Annotated in this window: 12 protein-coding genes; 8 read left to right on the top strand and 4 right to left on the bottom strand. The window is 60.0% G+C overall.

Annotated features, from left to right (window positions below):
• Nucleotides 1-85 precede the first annotated feature (85 nt).
• Nucleotides 86-3802, bottom strand: a complete 3717-nt coding sequence (locus AC2CHD_RS09015; RefSeq protein ID WP_484554217.1) for a peptidoglycan-binding protein — start codon at nucleotides 3800-3802, stop codon at nucleotides 86-88.
• A 437-nt stretch (nucleotides 3803-4239) separates the two neighbouring features.
• Here AC2CHD_RS09015 and AC2CHD_RS09010 point away from each other — a divergent pair, with 437 nt between their 5' ends.
• The 7 genes from AC2CHD_RS09010 (at nucleotide 4240) to AC2CHD_RS08980 (ending at nucleotide 12827) form a co-directional block, all read left to right on the top strand.
• The gene (locus tag AC2CHD_RS09010; protein ID WP_229450361.1) at nucleotides 4240-4707 is read left to right on the top strand and encodes a MerR family transcriptional regulator; all 468 of its coding nucleotides are present in this window, start codon (nucleotides 4240-4242) and stop codon (nucleotides 4705-4707) included.
• A gap of 219 nt (nucleotides 4708-4926) precedes the next feature.
• Nucleotides 4927-6723, top strand: a complete 1797-nt coding sequence (locus AC2CHD_RS09005) for an acyl-CoA dehydrogenase C-terminal domain-containing protein (protein ID WP_484553413.1) — start codon at nucleotides 4927-4929, stop codon at nucleotides 6721-6723.
• A 134-nt stretch (nucleotides 6724-6857) separates the two neighbouring features.
• A complete protein-coding gene (locus AC2CHD_RS09000; protein WP_484554216.1) occupies nucleotides 6858-7964 on the top strand; it encodes an acyl-CoA dehydrogenase family protein in 1107 nt (368 codons plus the stop codon).
• Nucleotides 7965-8011: 47 nt separating this feature from the next.
• Entirely contained in the window at nucleotides 8012-9220 is a 1209-nt protein-coding gene (locus AC2CHD_RS08995) for an acetyl-CoA C-acetyltransferase (protein WP_484553412.1), read from the top strand.
• Between the two features lie 22 nt (nucleotides 9221-9242).
• Nucleotides 9243-11462 carry a 3-hydroxyacyl-CoA dehydrogenase NAD-binding domain-containing protein gene (locus AC2CHD_RS08990; RefSeq protein ID WP_484553411.1) on the top strand — a complete coding sequence of 740 codons (2220 nt, stop codon included), beginning with the start codon at nucleotides 9243-9245 and terminating at the stop codon, nucleotides 11460-11462.
• Nucleotides 11463-11601: 139 nt separating this feature from the next.
• Nucleotides 11602-12147, top strand: coding sequence for a thioesterase family protein (locus AC2CHD_RS08985; protein ID WP_484553410.1), 546 nt, complete (start codon nucleotides 11602-11604; stop codon nucleotides 12145-12147).
• 62 nt (nucleotides 12148-12209) lie between these two features.
• The gene (locus AC2CHD_RS08980) at nucleotides 12210-12827 is read left to right on the top strand and encodes a DsbA family protein (RefSeq protein ID WP_484553409.1); all 618 of its coding nucleotides are present in this window, start codon (nucleotides 12210-12212) and stop codon (nucleotides 12825-12827) included.
• Nucleotides 12828-12830: 3 nt separating this feature from the next.
• Here the strand turns inward: AC2CHD_RS08980 and AC2CHD_RS08975 are convergent, their stop codons facing one another.
• Both AC2CHD_RS08975 and cueR read right to left on the bottom strand, forming a co-directional pair.
• The gene (locus AC2CHD_RS08975; RefSeq protein WP_229450353.1) at nucleotides 12831-13331 is read right to left on the bottom strand and encodes an MmcB family DNA repair protein; all 501 of its coding nucleotides are present in this window, start codon (nucleotides 13329-13331) and stop codon (nucleotides 12831-12833) included.
• 38 nt (nucleotides 13332-13369) lie between these two features.
• Entirely contained in the window at nucleotides 13370-13759 is a 390-nt protein-coding gene (gene cueR, locus AC2CHD_RS08970) for a Cu(I)-responsive transcriptional regulator (protein ID WP_484553408.1), read from the bottom strand.
• Between the two features lie 191 nt (nucleotides 13760-13950).
• On the opposite strand from cueR, the gene AC2CHD_RS08965 reads away from it, so the two are divergent.
• Nucleotides 13951-14574, top strand: a complete 624-nt coding sequence (locus AC2CHD_RS08965; RefSeq protein WP_229450351.1) for a L,D-transpeptidase — start codon at nucleotides 13951-13953, stop codon at nucleotides 14572-14574.
• A 97-nt stretch (nucleotides 14575-14671) separates the two neighbouring features.
• Here AC2CHD_RS08965 and AC2CHD_RS08960 read toward each other — a convergent pair whose 3' ends face one another.
• The gene (locus tag AC2CHD_RS08960; RefSeq protein ID WP_229450350.1) at nucleotides 14672-15247 is read right to left on the bottom strand and encodes a NifU family protein; all 576 of its coding nucleotides are present in this window, start codon (nucleotides 15245-15247) and stop codon (nucleotides 14672-14674) included.
• Between the last annotated feature and the right edge of the window lie 90 nt (nucleotides 15248-15337).

Raw genomic sequence — 15337 nt, 5'->3', positions numbered from 1 at the left:
AATACATCGCGGTCGTTCGCCGGATGTGGGCGACTTTACCCACACCGCGATTTAAAGCCGGCTGTGTTCAAAGCGCCAGGCTGCCTTACTGGGCAGCTGCCGCGGCCTTGTTCTTTTCCAGAAGGGCGCGCACCAGCGCCTCATCCACTTCTCCGGTCGGAGCCAGACCGTTGGCCTTCTGGAAAGCACTGATCGCCGTTTTGGTTTTGGCGCCCATAATGCCGTCCGGCTTGCCCGCATCAAACCCCTGCTGGTTCAAGATCAGCTGAATGTTCGTGACCGCCTTCTTCATGTCCACGCTGGCCGTCAGCTCTCTGCTCTCACGCCAGGATTCGGGGATATCCACCATGTTTGCAGCAGGATCGACGGATTTGGCTTTCCACAGAGCCGTTTTGTTCTTTGCCTGTTCCAGCTTGTCCGGCGAAAGAGCGGCGGCGATTTCATCGCGCTTGCTTGCAGCATCTGCGTCGCCACCATTGGCAACAATGGCGAACCATTTATACGCTTCCGTCAGATCCTGCGGGACGCCCATACCTTTGGCAGAGAGAATGCCGAGGTTGAACTGGCTGTCCTTGACGCCGTGCTCCGCCGCTTCCAGAAACCAGCGAGCTGCAGAAGCGTTGTCGGCCGGTCCATCAGCTCCCATGGCGTAGAGAACGCCCAGATTGTGCATCGCGCCGGCATTGCCCTGCTGTGCTGCAAGCTGGAACCACATTTTCGCTTTCGCCGCGTCGCGGTCTACGCCGGTTCCTTTTTGATAAAGATCACCGAGGCGGTACTGGGCCGGAGCAAAGCCGGCTTCAGCGGCCTTTGTGTACCATTCGACGGCTTTTGAGATGTTGGCCGCCGCTCCGCGTCCTTCCGCATAACGGCTGGCAATCTCGAAATACGCTTTCGGATCTCCCTCGGCAGCCGCTTCCCGAAGCGGTACCGGTCCTGCATCCATGGGGATCTCATCCAACGAAACCGGCTGCACCACCTCCGGGATTGGCATTTGGAGTGTATTGTCCACTTCAGCAACCGAAAGCGGTTCTTCAAATTTTCCCTCGGCGGGACCATCCATGTCCGGCATGGAGGCCAGAGTGTTCACGGTCTCGTCAGCGCTTTCGCTCACGGCTGCGTCTTCCAGCGGCTGTTCATCAAGGACGCGAACGGGCCGATCTTCGGCCTTGGCCACTACAGGTGCTGCTTCCGGCGAAAAGCTATCGCTGGCAACCGGCGTCGGTATAGAGGTCGAATTCGACAGATAAATCTTGGTCATCTGGTAGCCGCCAGCGACCACGATACCAGCTCCGAGCATGACCATGAGAGGCTTCTTGGAGCGTTTCAGGAGACGGCCGAAACCGAAGCCCCCGCGTTCCTCTGTCGTCTCGCCGCGGCGTTTTTTGAGGATTTCAGCCTCGGCAGCGGCAGCCTGAGCTGCCCTGCGCGCCGCTGCGATGAAGTCCGATTTCGCTGCGTCGTCAGTCTCCGCGCGCGCTGGCGCTTTCTTTTCGTCACGCACGCGGCGCAGGATCGCGTTGAGGTCCGGGGCGCCTGAGCCTGGTTCAAGCGGCTGATTGATGCGCTCTGCATCAAGTTCGACCGCATCGAGACTTGAATCGACTTCGAAATCGTCCGGCCCTTCGGCATTCTCCTCCAATTCAACGTGTTGCTTGTCCCCTCGGGAGCTCCAGGCACGGGACAAGCCACCGAGCAGAGATGTACGACCCGGTTTTGCCTGTTCCCTCTCACCATCCTCATCCAATGCAGCGCGTGCTGCGGCTGCGGCGGCTTCGGCGGGAGAGCGGTTGGACGCCGGCTCGTAGTCTGCAGCACTTGTTGCAGCAGGGTCGTCTTCATCAGGCGAGATCGACGGGGCGGCTGCCACGGCAATCTTCGCAGCGTCGCCCCGACCGCCGTCTTTGGCAGATCCCTCTACAGCGCCGATCCGATCAACAATTTTGAGAAGCGTATCGTGAATGGCCTCGAAGGTTTTGGTGTTGCGTTCGTCCGACTTGCGCGTGAGTTCCTCAAGCGCTCGCAGTTCCGCCCGCAGTTCGCGATCGAAGGCTTCAGCCTGTGCACTGTTGCCAAGGGCGCCGATCGCCTGTTCCGCAGCGTGCCGTGCGGCTTCCACAACGGCGGCGCGGTTCTCGTGAATGGACCGTTCAATGTTCTCCAGACGCGGACCCAGATCCTCGAACTCCGGCAGGTCGGTATTCGGGCGCGAGAGATGTTCGGAAAGGCTGCGCACCTGCGCTTCAAGATTCCGAATTACGTCGGGATCAACTGAGGAAGCGCTTGCTGAGGATGCCTGCAAGCGTCCGGAGATGTCGTCAAGGCGAGCTTCCAATGCGCGCAGTGCATCACCATCACCACGTCCCCCGCCGGCGCCTGTATCGAGACGCGCGACCAGTTCGTTGAACCGGGCATCGATCGTCGCCATGATGCCCGCCTCATCCTGAACAGGATGGCTGCGCTCATCGATCCGGGCGGAAATTTCCTGAAGACGGCGTTCCAGCTCGTCGACCAGCGTTCGGCTCTGCTCGACCACATCGCCCTGTCGCTGTTCGATCATTTGGGAAAGATGCGCGAAGCGGTCTTCGATGCCGCGCAGCATGTGCTCCGCAATCTGAGGCTGCGGTGCGTTGTCCAGCTTCTCGGCGATGCCGGCAATCTGTCCGGCAAGGCGTTCCACGGTCTGTTCCGGCATGTCGATACGGCGGGCGATATCATCGACGCGCTGTGACAAGGAATAGAGCTGGTCGCTGAGTTGCCCGACTGCCTCGCCACCTCCGCGCTCTGCGAGCAATTCCGACACCTGGTTCGCCAGAGACGAAATACGTGCCTCAATGCGCTCAAACGGCTGTGGATCAAAATTGGCCGCCTGCGCCTTAGGAGCAGAGGCAGCGATCGCCCTGCTGATCTCATCCAGACGCTCGTCGAGTGCCGCATAGATTTCGGGATTGCTTTGCTGCTTGCGCTCAAGCAGCTGATCAAGCGCGCCGGCCAGTGTGCGCACACGATCTTCAAGCGACTGGATGGAAAGCGACTCGGGGAGATTGTTGACCGCATGGGCAATCTCTTCGATGCGCTGATGCAGCATTTCAATCGCCGGATCGCTTTTGCGTATATCACTGGAAACACGATCCTCGAACGCGCTCCAGCGATCATCCAGTGCATCCCAACGCTGATCGACCGCTCGCAGCGTTTCTTCGCGCGCCAGGTTGGAGATGGACGACTTCAGCTCCTCCATTTCCAAACGGAGCATTTTGACATTCTTGTCATCGCTGCGTTCAGCAAGCTGACCAATGGCATTGGACAAGCGTTCGAACTCGACCACAAGCTCGCGGCTCAGCGCGGCGTTAGGCACGGAAGCCATGATGCCAGCCAGTTCACGGCGCAAGACGGAGAACTCGTCGTTCAAGCCGGACTGCATCGCATCCCGCAGGTCCGCTCTCAGGGTCTTGAGCTCATTGGCAATGCTCCCGATCGAAGCGATTTCGCGTTCCTGCCTATGGCTGCGCTCGAGCTCATGCGCAGCGCGCTCAAAGGACGTGTGCGGCGGTGCCTTACGTCTGTGTGGCATCGACCGCTCCATGGGACGGGCATAGGTCTGCGAGACGGTTTCGGAAAGTTCCTGGATCCGACGGGCAACCTCATTCTCTTCCGTTTTTCGGTCGAAACGACCCGTTGCATGCCCGAGGCGATGCTCCATTTCCTCCAGCGTTCGGCTTATCTCATCAAGAGACGCGTTCGCCCCTGGCCGCCGCCGACGACCGGCATTTATGTTTTCCAGATAGGAACGCTTGTTGTTCATCGGAACGCCCGCCTCTCCACCGGTTGCCGGTTGGCCATCGATAGTCCTTGCCACGCGGGCCCTTGAGCTTTGGAACGCCGGGAAGGCTGAAGACAAACGCCGCAAAGACACCCACGGTCAGGCTGCCATGCCCGAGGCGACAAAAGCGAACGGGCACGGTCTACTGACGAACCCACAATTCCCCGATCATGGTAAACACGAAGTTAATATTTCTTACCGGGGATTAATCATACGCGCGGAAATCGGTCGAAAAGGTTGTTGGCAAGACATTCACAATTTGGCGTCAGGCCCTTGTAATGCCGTATTCTGCAACGCATAAGCCCGCCTTCAAATCATGTCTGCGTGGCACAATCTTCGCCATCAGCGACGCTTGACCAACAGACATGGCATCATTCCGGCCCCCCACCGGAGTGTTCATTCGATACGGAACAGTGATCATGACGAACATTGCAAAGGCAGTCGAAAAGGCCGCCGAGGGAAATGATTCTCCCAACCACTCCGAAGACTACACCCGCATTGGTGAGATGGCGCGCGAGTTTGGCGTCACGCTACGCGCATTGCGGTTTTACGAAGACAAGGGTCTCCTGACGCCGGAGCGAATCGGCACATCACGCCTTTATTCGCGATACGACAAACTTCGCCTCCAGCAGATTTTGCTCGGCCGGAAGATCGGATTTTCTCTGAGCGACATCAAGGAAGTGCTCGATCTGCACGATCCCGAGAAGGATCGTAAGGCGGGCAATGTCGAGCAGTTGAAACTCGTGCTTAGAAAATCCGAACGCCAGATGGTGCGGCTCGAAAAACAGCAGCGCTCCATCGAGGATGCAATTTCCGAGCTCAAGAAGCTGATCGCAGACGTAACGGCTCGCCTGGAAGGCGCTACGGCCTTCAGTCAGGCCGGCTGATTTCCCACTGCATCCGGGCGGGCGACACCAAACGCCCCTCATTCAGTTAGCGCCGCTGCACTTTCATTGATCCGACCGCGCTGAAACGATTCCGCGCGGGGCTTGTTTGCGTCTCGAGTCATTTTTTGACGTTTACGCAAACGTCAAAATTTGCTACAGCGTTTGCGACATTGCGCGAAAGCTCTTTTCGCGCGCAAATCCGAGAGCTGGAGGAGTCTCATGCCGACCTACCGGGCGCCCGTGCGCGATACGCTGTTCGTGCTCAATGATGTTCTTGGCTACGGCAATTATGACAATCTGCCGGGCTTTGCCGACGCCTCGCCGGACATCGTCGAGGCGATCCTGAGCGAAGGTGCGAAATTGGCCGAAAACGTCATGCAGCCGCTCAACCGGGTTGGCGACGTGGAAGGCTGCACCCGCCATGACGATGGCTCCGTGACCACGCCGAAGGGTTTTGACGAGGCCTACCGTCAATATTGCGAAGGCGGCTGGCTGGGCCTTTCCGTGCCTGCGGAATATGGCGGCCAGGGCCTCCCCTACACGGTGCACTCTGCCGTCAGCGAGTATCTGGTTTCCGCCAATATGGCGCTGATGATGTATCCCGGCCTCACCCAGGGCGCCATCGCGGCGATCCTTGCGCATGGGACGGAGGAGCAGAAGCAGAAGTGGCTGCCGAAGATGGTGGAAGGCAGCTGGACCGGCACCATGAACCTGACCGAGCCCCATTGCGGGACCGACCTCGGCCTCCTGACTTCCAAAGCCGTGCCAAACGGCGACGGAAGCTACAAGATTTCCGGCCAGAAGATCTTCATTTCCGCGGGCGAGCACGATCTCTCGGAAAACATCATCCATCTGGTTCTGGCTCGCATCGAGGGCGCACCCGCCGGCGTGAAGGGCATCTCGCTCTTCATCGTGCCGAAGGTGATGATCGACGATGCCGGCACGCCCGGTGCGCGCAATGCGGTTTCCTGCGGAGCCATCGAGGAAAAGATGGGCATTCACGGCAACGCCACCTGCGTCATGAACTATGACGATGCGACCGGCTATCTGCTTGGTGAAGAGAATGGCGGATTGAAAGCCATGTTCACCATGATGAACGAGGCGCGTCTCGGCGTCGGTCTGCAGGGCCATGCCATTGGTGAAGCGGCGTATCAGGGTGCGGTGGAATATGCGCGCGAACGGCTTCAGGGCCGCTCGCTCACAGGGGCGAAAGCGCCGGAAAAGAAGGCCGATCCGATCATCGTCCACCCGGATGTGCGCCGCAATCTGATGACGATGCGCGCCTTTAACGAGGCCGGACGTGCGCTGATCCTGTGGACCGCGCTCAAATCCGACATCGCGCATCTCTCCGAAGACGAGAAGGACCGCGAAGCGGCATCCGATCTCCTGGCGCTGATGACGCCCGTGATCAAGGGTGTTCTCACCGACAAGGGGTTCGAGCACGCCGTCATGGCGCAGCAGCTTTTCGGCGGTCATGGCTATATCGAAGAGCATGGCATGAGCCAGTTCGTGCGTGACGCCCGCATCGCCATGATCTACGAGGGCGCGAACGGCATTCAGGCGCTGGACCTGGTGGGCCGCAAGCTGCCAGCCAAGGGTGGCCGCGCCGCACAGGCCTTCTTCAAGGAGGTGGGCGATTTCTGTGAGGCCCATCGTGGAGACGAGGCGATGGCCCCCTTCACGAAGGCGCTCAAGAAAGGCCTTAACGACCTGCAGGCCGCTTCGCTGTGGCTGATGCAGAACGCCGTACAGAAGCCTGACAATGCGGGTGCGGCCTCCCATGACTACATGCATCTGATGGGCCTTGTGGCGCTCGGCTACATGTGGGGCCGAATGGTCAAGAAAGCGCAGGAGCAGATTGCCGCAGGTGCCAATGGCGACGCCTCCTTCCTTGAGGCCAAGATCGCCACCGGCCGGTATTTCATGGAGCGCGTCATGCCGGAAACGGCGGCGCACCTTGCCCGTATCTCCACCGGCGCCGACGCGATGATGGCACTGCCGGAAGAGGCGTTTTGACTGGCATGAAAACCGTGCTCGTTCTAGCGTGCTTTCGCTAGAGCGCAGTGCTGTCAGCGAGGAGGCGTAGAGTGGCAGACCCACAGTCCGTACTTGGCCTTTCCCGGCCCGACTGGGCCGGCGAAGACGTCGCCATGCTCTATGACATGGCGAGCCGCTTCCTGACGGAAGAGATTGCGCCTCACTATGAAGCGTTCGAGAAGGCGGAGATCTTCGACCGCGCTAGCTGGGAGAAGGCCGGCGCTGCGGGCCTTCTATGCGCCTCGATGCCGGAAGAGCATGGCGGTGCGGGCGGCACCTACGCCCATGAAAGCGCGATCATCGAAGCGATCAGCCATGTGGGCGTCGATGGTTTCGGCATTGCGCTCCACAACGCCATCGTCGCGCCATATATCCTCCATTACGGCTCGGAAGAGCAGAAGCAGCGCTGGCTGCCGAAGCTCGCGAACGGCGAGCTGATCGGCGCGATCGCCATGACCGAACCCGGCGCCGGGTCCGATCTTCAGGGTGTGAAAACGCGGGCGGAGAAGGACGGAAACCATTACCGCCTCAACGGCTCCAAGACCTTCATCACCAACGGGCAGTTAGCCAATCTCGTAATAGTGGTGGCCAAGACGGACCCTAGCCAGGGCGCGAAGGGCACATCCCTGATCGTGGTCGAAACCGACGAGACCGAAGGGTTTGAGCGCGGTCGCAACCTCGACAAGATCGGCCTCAAGTCCAACGACACTTCGGAACTCTTCTTCAACGATGTGCGTGTTCCAACCGCCAATCTTCTCGGTCATGAGGAAGGCCAGGGTTTTGTGCAGCTCATGCAGCAACTCCCGCAGGAGCGGCTTCTGATCGGCGCTCAGGCGATAGCCATGATCGAGCGCGCTCTGGCTGTCACCCTCGACTATGTGAAGGAGCGCAAGGCCTTCGGCCAGAAGGTGATCGACTTTCAGAACACCCAGTTCAAACTGGCGGAACTGAAAACCGAGGCGACGGTCGGCCGCGTTTTCTACAATGATTGCGTGGCACGTCACCTCGCCGGAAATCTCAATACCGCCACCGCCTCCATGGTCAAATACTGGCTCACCGACCTGCAGTGCAAAGTGGTTGATGAATGCCTGCAGCTCCATGGCGGCTATGGCTATATGAACGAATATCCCATCGCGCGCATGTATCGCGACGCCCGCGTGCAGCGCATCTATGGCGGCACCAACGAGATCATGAAGCTGGTGATCGCCAGAACCCTTTGAACCAATCGCACGACCCCGCGTTGGGTCGGTAAAGCAGGGAGACCGATATGGCTGACGCTTATGTATATGACGCCGTGCGCACGCCGCGCGGACGGGGCAAGAAGGACGGTTCGCTGCACGAGGTGCCCGCCGTACGCCTTGGTGCGAAGGTTCTCGAAGCCGTGCGCGACCGTAACGGGCTGGACACCACAAAGGTGGACGACATCATTTTCGGCTGTGTCGATCCGGTCGGCGAAGCCGGCTCCGTGATCCCGCGCTCGGCCGCCTTCGAGGCGCGCTACGCGAATGCGGCTCCGGGCATGCAGATCTCGCGTTTCTGCGCCTCCGGCCTCGACGCCATCAATCTGGGCGCGGCCAAGATCGCCGGCGGCTCCGACGAAATCGTGATTGCCGGCGGCGTGGAAAGCATGTCGCGCGTCGGAATGGGCATGTCCGGCGGCGCATGGTTCATGGACCCTTCGGTCGGCATTCCCTCCTATTTCATGCCGCAAGGCGTTTCCGCCGACCTGATCGCCACGAAATACGGCTTTTCCCGCGACGACGTGGACGCCTATGCCGTGGAAAGCCAGAAGCGCGCCAAGCACTCCTGGGACAAGGGCTATTTCAAGAAGTCCGTGATCCCGGTGGAGGACCAGAATGGCCTGACCATTCTCGATCATGACGAGCACATGCGCCCCGGCACCGACATGCAGGCGCTTGGCCAGCTGAACCCCTCCTTCGTGATGCCGGGCGAAATGGGCGGTTTCGACGCCGTCGCCGTGCAGCGTTACCCGGAGCTTGAGAGCATCAACCACGTGCACCACGCCGGCAATTCGTCGGGCATCGTCGATGGCGCGGCCGCCGTGCTGCTCGGTTCGCGCAAGGCCGGCAAGTCCATGGGGCTGGAGCCGCGCGCAAGGATCCGCGCCTTCACCAATATCGGCTCCGAGCCAGCAATCATGCTGACCGGCCCGGTCGACGTGACGGAAAAGCTTCTCAAGAAAGCCAAGATGAAGCTTTCGGACATCGACCTGTTCGAGCTGAACGAGGCCTTCGCCTCGGTGGTGCTGCGCTACATGCAGGCTTTCGAAATCGACCACGACCGGATCAATGTGAATGGCGGCGCAATCGCCATGGGCCACCCGCTCGGCGCAACCGGCGCGATGATCTTCGGCACGGTTCTCGACGAGCTGGAGCGCCGCGACCTGAACACGGCGCTTGTCACGCTGTGCATCGGCGCGGGCATGGGCACCGCAACCATCATCGAACGCGTTTGAGCTGTCGGGGAGAGATCAGACCATGACCGACTACAAGAACTTTACCGTTGACGTGGACGCAGACGGCGTCGCGCTCGTCACCTGGGACATGCCGGACCGTTCCATGAACGTCTTCACCGAAGAGGTGATGAACGAGCTGGACGCGATCATCGACCAGATTGCCGGCAGCGATGCGATCAAGGGCGCTGTCATCACCTCCGGCAAGGAGACCTTCTCCGGCGGCGCGGACCTGACCATGCTGCAGAAGATGCTCGGCCTGTTCGAGAAGGAAAAGGCAAACGACCGCAAGAAGGCGGTCAAGCTTCTGTTCGACAATGCCGGCCGCATGGGCTGGCTCTGGCGCAAGCTCGAGACCTCCGGCAAGCCGTGGGTCTCGGCCATCAACGGCACCTGCATGGGCGGCGCGTTCGAGCTGTCACTCGCCTGCCATGGCCGTGTCGCAGCCGACAGCCCGGCAGTGAAGATGGCGCTTCCTGAAGTGAAGGTGGGCATCTTCCCCGGCGCGGGCGGCACCCAGCGCGTGCCGCGTCTGGCCAAGCCGCAGGAAGCCCTGCAGATGCTGACCACCGGCCAGACGCTGACGCCGCAGAAGGCGAAGGCCATGGGGCTGATCCACGAGATCGCCGCGCCGAAGAAGCTGGTCGAGACCGCGAAGAAGATGATCCTCGACGGCCTCAGCCCGGTTCAGCCATGGGACGAGAAGGGCTTCAAACTGCCCGGCGGCCCCGTCTACTCGGCGGCGGGCGCAAACCTCTGGCCGCCGGCAATCGCCATTCTGCGCCGTGAGACCTACAACAATTACCCGGCAGCAGCTGCGATCCTGAAATGCGTCTATGAGGGCATGCTGGTGCCCTTCGAGACGGCGCTGACCATCGAGCAGCGTTATTTCACCGAGATCATGCAGACGACCGAAGCGAAGATGATGATCCGCTCGCTCTTCGTCTCGCTGCAGGAGCTCAACAAGGGCGCGCGCCGCCCCGACGACGTGCCGGTCAGGAAGTTCAAAAAGATCGGCGTTCTGGGCGCAGGCTTCATGGGCGCGGGCATCGCCTTCGTCACGGCCAAAGCCGGCATTCCGGTCGTTCTGATCGACCGCGACACGGCATCCGCCGAAAAGGGCAAGGCGCATTCCGCCGAGCTGATGGACAAGAGCATCAAGCGCGGCCGCGCCACCGCCGAGGACAAGGAGAAGCTCCTCTCGCTCATCACGCCGAGCGAGGATTATGCGGAGCTTGAAGGCTGCGATCTGGTGATCGAGGCCGTGTTCGAGGATTCGGAGATCAAGAGGGTGGCGACGGAGAAGGCCGAGGCCGTTCTGAAACCGTCCGCCGTGTTCGCCTCCAACACCTCGACCATTCCGATCTCTGGTCTGGCGAAAAACTCCAAACGCCCGAAGCACTTCATCGGCATTCACTTCTTCTCGCCCGTCGACAAGATGATGCTGGTCGAGATCATCATGGGCAAGAAGACCGGCGACAAGGCGCTTGCCATGGCGATGGACTATGTGCGCGCCATCAAGAAGACGCCCATCGTGGTCAACGACACGCGCGGCTTCTACGTCAATCGCTGCGTCCTGCGCTACATGCAGGAGGCCTTCTCCATGGTCATCGAAGGCGTTCCCGCCCCGATGGTGGAGAACGCGGCGAAGATGGCCGGCATGCCGGTCGGCCCGCTTGCGCTCACCGATGAAACGGCTGTCGACCTCGCCCAGAAGATCATGAAGCAGACCGTGCGCGATCTCGGCCCCAAGGCCGTCGACCCGCGCCACATGGAGCTGATCGACACGCTGGTCGACAAGCATGGCCGCCTTGGCCGCAAGAATGGCAAGGGCTTCTATGACTATCCGGCAAAGCCCGCGAAGAAGCATCTGTGGGCAGGCCTGAAGGATCTCTATCCGCAGAAGAACCCGGACAAGATCGACGTCGAGGAGCTGCAGGAGCGCTTCCTCGCCACGATCGCGCTGGAAGCGGCCCGCATCATGGAAGAAGGCATTGTCGTCGATCCGCGCGAGGCGGATGTCGGCTCCATTCTCGCCTTCGGCTTCGCGCCCTACACGGGCGGCGCGCTGTCCTACATTGATGGGATGGGTGCGGAGGCTTTCGTTGCCATGACCAAGCGCCTTCAGAAGAAGTACGGCAAGCAGTTCAAGGCCCCTAAACTCCTTCTGGACATGGCCGAGAGCGGCGAAACCTTCTACCAGCGCTTTGCGCCTGACAAGGCGGCAGAGAAGAAGGCGGCCTGAAGCAATCACACCGCCTCGGGGCGCTTTCCGCATCCGGGGCGGTGGACACGTCAGAACCTCATTGCGCTATTTCCCCAAAACGCCTTAAAGGTCGGGAGGAACCCCCTCCGCAACGCCAAACTTTTCGGGATAAAAAATCATGTATGTCTGGATGCGTCTTCTTCGCGTGGCCGCCACACGCAAGAGCCGGGGCGTCTACCGGCTGGGCGATGAGAGCAAACTCTCGTTCCGCTGCCTGCCCACCGACATCGACATGAACATCCACCTCAACAACGCCCGCTACATGATGCTGGCGGATATGGGACGGATCGACATCTTCCTGCGCAGCGGGCTGATCGGTGCCGCGCGCGAGCGCGGCTGGGCACCTCTGCTTGGCGGGTTACAGACGGCTTATGTGCGCGAGGTGCGCCTGTGGCAGCGTTTTGATGTGATCTCTACAATCGAGACTTGGGATGGCACGCAGATTATCGGCCAGCACCGGTTCGTGCTTGGCGATGGGCGCGTCGCCGCCATGATCCTCACCACGGGCGGCGTCTATGATTACAAAGGCAGACGCTTTGTCCCCGTCGAGGAGGTTATGGGCGCTCTTGGTGTGGACGCCGCCCCGCGCCCGCCAAACGATGAAGAGCGCGCATTCATGGCTTCACATCAGGGCATGCGTGCTCGCGCAAAAGTGTTGTCCTGAAGCCTATCGGTGCGCGACCGGGGCCGATAGTTTCGACCTGCTAGTTTGAACCGGAGACATCGATGACGACCACCGTTGATTACTATTTCACATCTGCATCGCCCTTCACCTATCTGGGGCATCAGCCTCTGCGTGCGGTTCTTTCCAAGCATGGAGCGAGCGTGCGGGTGAAACCGGTCAACCTGATGGGGATCTGGGAAATTTCCGGTGCAGTGCCACCGGCGAAACGTCCTCCTGTTCGCCAGAGATTGCGGCTGGTGGAACTTCAGCGCATCGCCGACTTCCGGGGCATGCCCATCAACAAAATGCCCAAACACTGGCCGGTCGACCCGGCTCTCGCGGACCATGTGATCGCGGCGCTCGTCGCCGAGGGGCATGATCCCATGAGCTATATGGAGCGTGTCTTCGCCGCCGTGTGGGCAAATGAAGAAGACATCGCCGATCCCGATACGCTTGCGAAATATCTCGAACTGGAAAAATTCGACTCCGCGTCCATTCTGGAGAGAGCACAAAGCGAAGAGATTTCGGCAATTCGCGCACAGAACACCAAAGATGCCGTGGAAGCCGATGCTGTCGGCGTTCCTACCTACGTGCTCAATGGAGAGGCATTCTTCGGCCAGGACCGCGTGGAATATCTTGACCACGCGCTGGCGACAGGCCGTACTGCCTTCAAAGCCTAAGTCTCAGCCTGCCTCACCATCGGCGAGCGGCACCTCTATCCCGGCAAGCTCGGCTGCCGTGACACGTGCCGCCCCCGCCCGCGCAAAGCGCAGCATCATTGCCTTGCGCGTGGCAGCGGCGAGCCTGTGCTCATCCGGTTCACGCAGGATCTCTGCCCCATAGCCATCGGAGAGGATGAACCCGCACTCCTCGGGAAAAATCTCTGCCGGCACTTCCGGATGAGTCGCAAAGAAGAAGCGATCGGAATGCTGGCGATACTCAGGCCATTTCCGATCCACTCGAAAATCCTCAATTGACGACTTGATCTCGATAATCCAGATGTCGCCCTTCTTCGTCAACGCAACGAGATCGGCGCGGCGGCCGGTGGCAAGCGTCACTTCCGGCAAGACCACGGCCCCCATGGCTATCAACAGCCGCTGGACACCGCGGCGGATAACCATGGCCCGGTCGGACTGGCGTCCATCTGCCAGCGGATTGAGAGGAATCGGAGAGATGATCGGCATCTGCTGACTATGCCATTCCTGCTCGTCTGATTGAAGCCTCAGCGCGCGCCGGCTATGTCGTTGAGGATCGGGCAGTCAGGACGTTCATCGCCACGACAGGCGTGGATCAACTTGTTCAGGGTCGCGCGCATGGATTGCAGTTCAGCGATCTTTTCATCGATCGCCGCCACATGGGAGACGGCTATGTCGCGCACGTCCTGGCTTGCCCGTTCCCTGTCCCGATAAAGCGCCATGAGTTGCCGGCACTCGTCGATCGAGAAGCCAAGCCCCCGCGCGCGCTTCAGAAATGTGAGGAAATGCAGGTCCTCATCGCTGTAGGCGCGATATCCATTGCCTGCGCGCTGCGGCGCTATCAGGCCAATTTCCTCATAATAGCGGATCGTCTTAGCCGGCAATCCCGAGCGGCGGGCGGCCTGTCCAACATTCATGATGCAGCTCCTGCGCTTTCCTCGAAACTGGGGATTGTGTTGCCTGTTTGCAATAATCGGAGTCAATAACAGGCTTACGCAACGTCAATGCGGCCGAAGCCTTGGCAATTCATTAACCAAGAATTTAACAATGGTACTCAAATTACGCTACGCTTCAGGCACAATTAAGATATCCGGGTTTGGGGGAACACATGAGATTCAAGTCGATTGCCATCGCTGCGGCACTGGGATTCGCAACGGCACTCGCAGGTTGTACGTCGGGCGGACCCCTGAAGGTCTTCACCTCGGACTACGGCACCGTGAAAGACGCTGGCTATCAATTGCCACGAATTCCGATCAACGAAGTTCCCCGACAGTATCACCGTCAGATTGTTTCCTACGAAACCAAGGAAAAGCCCGGCACGATCATTGTCGACACCAACGCCAAGTTTCTTTACCTGGTGATGGATGGCGGCAAGGCGATGCGCTATGGCATCGGTGTGGGGCGTGAGGGTTTTGAGTGGGCAGGCACAGCACGCATTGCCATGAAACGCGAATGGCCAACATGGACGCCGCCCTCTGCAATGATCGGTCGTCAGCCGGAGCTGGCGAAATGGCGCCAGGGCATGCCGCCCGGCCTGTCCAATCCGCTGGGCGCTCGCGCGCTCTATCTCTTCAACCGTGGTGGCGACACGGGCTATCGCCTGCACGGTACGCCGGAATGGCGGTCGATTGGCAAAGCAATGTCGTCGGGATGCATCAGATTGATGAATCAGGACATCATCGACCTTTACAACCGTACCGAAGTTGGTGCTAAAGTAATCGTTAAGCGGTAGAAACCGTCTCAGCGACCAGGGTCACTCGATCTGACCCTGAAAAAAACCGGGCCTTGGAGCCCGGTTTTTTCTTGCCTAACCTTGATGAAGAGAGGGATCAGAGTACCTGCTCGACTTCCCGGACTTCCGGCACGAAATGATGAAGCAGGTTCTGGATGCCGTGCTTCAACGTGGCTGTGGAGGACGGGCAGCCAGCGCAGGCACCTTTCATATGCAGAAAGACGGTGCCCTTTTCATAGCCGCGGAAAGTGATGTCACCACCATCCTGGGCGACTGCGGGACGCACCCGGGTATCCAACAGTTCCTTGATGGTGGATACGATCTGCTCGTCGGCCTCGTCGTAAAACTCTCCATCTTCCGAAACCGGAAGCCCGCCTAAGCCTGCCTTCGCCATCACCGGCTGGCCCGACATGAAGTGCTCCATGATGGTGCCGAGAATGGCCGGCTTCAAATGCTGCCAATCCGGACCATCCTCTTTGGTGACCGTGATGAAGTCATAACCGAAAAAGACACCGGACACGCCTGTGACCGAGAAAAGCCGCTCTGCCAGGGGCGATGTCTCTGCTGCAGACTCCGCCTCGCGGAAATCGGCAGTGCCCTCTTCCAGAACCACGCGGCCAGGCAGGAATTTCAGCGTCGCGGGATTGGGGGTCGCTTCGGTCTGAATGAACATGGTGGTTTTCCGATCTGGCGTTTCTTGGAATGATTCTAAAATAGGAGGAATCGTTCGAGGGTTCAAGCGCACATATGGGAAGCAAAGCGC

The organism is Nitratireductor sp. ATLC21, assembly GCF_057196525.1.
This window is presented reverse-complemented; position numbering and strand designations above follow the sequence as displayed.

Coding starts and splice junctions, on each gene's coding strand:
- AC2CHD_RS09015 (WP_484554217.1), bottom strand. CDS start 3,802: ATGAACAACAAGCGTTCCTATCTGGAAAACATAAATGCCGGTCGTCGG.
- AC2CHD_RS09010 (WP_229450361.1), top strand. CDS start 4,240: ATGACGAACATTGCAAAGGCAGTCGAAAAGGCCGCCGAGGGAAATGAT.
- AC2CHD_RS09005 (WP_484553413.1), top strand. CDS start 4,927: ATGCCGACCTACCGGGCGCCCGTGCGCGATACGCTGTTCGTGCTCAAT.
- AC2CHD_RS09000 (WP_484554216.1), top strand. CDS start 6,858: ATGCTCTATGACATGGCGAGCCGCTTCCTGACGGAAGAGATTGCGCCT.
- AC2CHD_RS08995 (WP_484553412.1), top strand. CDS start 8,012: ATGGCTGACGCTTATGTATATGACGCCGTGCGCACGCCGCGCGGACGG.
- AC2CHD_RS08990 (WP_484553411.1), top strand. CDS start 9,243: ATGACCGACTACAAGAACTTTACCGTTGACGTGGACGCAGACGGCGTC.
- AC2CHD_RS08985 (WP_484553410.1), top strand. CDS start 11,602: ATGTATGTCTGGATGCGTCTTCTTCGCGTGGCCGCCACACGCAAGAGC.
- AC2CHD_RS08980 (WP_484553409.1), top strand. CDS start 12,210: ATGACGACCACCGTTGATTACTATTTCACATCTGCATCGCCCTTCACC.
- AC2CHD_RS08975 (WP_229450353.1), bottom strand. CDS start 13,331: ATGCCGATCATCTCTCCGATTCCTCTCAATCCGCTGGCAGATGGACGC.
- cueR (WP_484553408.1), bottom strand. CDS start 13,759: ATGAATGTTGGACAGGCCGCCCGCCGCTCGGGATTGCCGGCTAAGACG.
- AC2CHD_RS08965 (WP_229450351.1), top strand. CDS start 13,951: ATGAGATTCAAGTCGATTGCCATCGCTGCGGCACTGGGATTCGCAACG.
- AC2CHD_RS08960 (WP_229450350.1), bottom strand. CDS start 15,247: ATGTTCATTCAGACCGAAGCGACCCCCAATCCCGCGACGCTGAAATTC.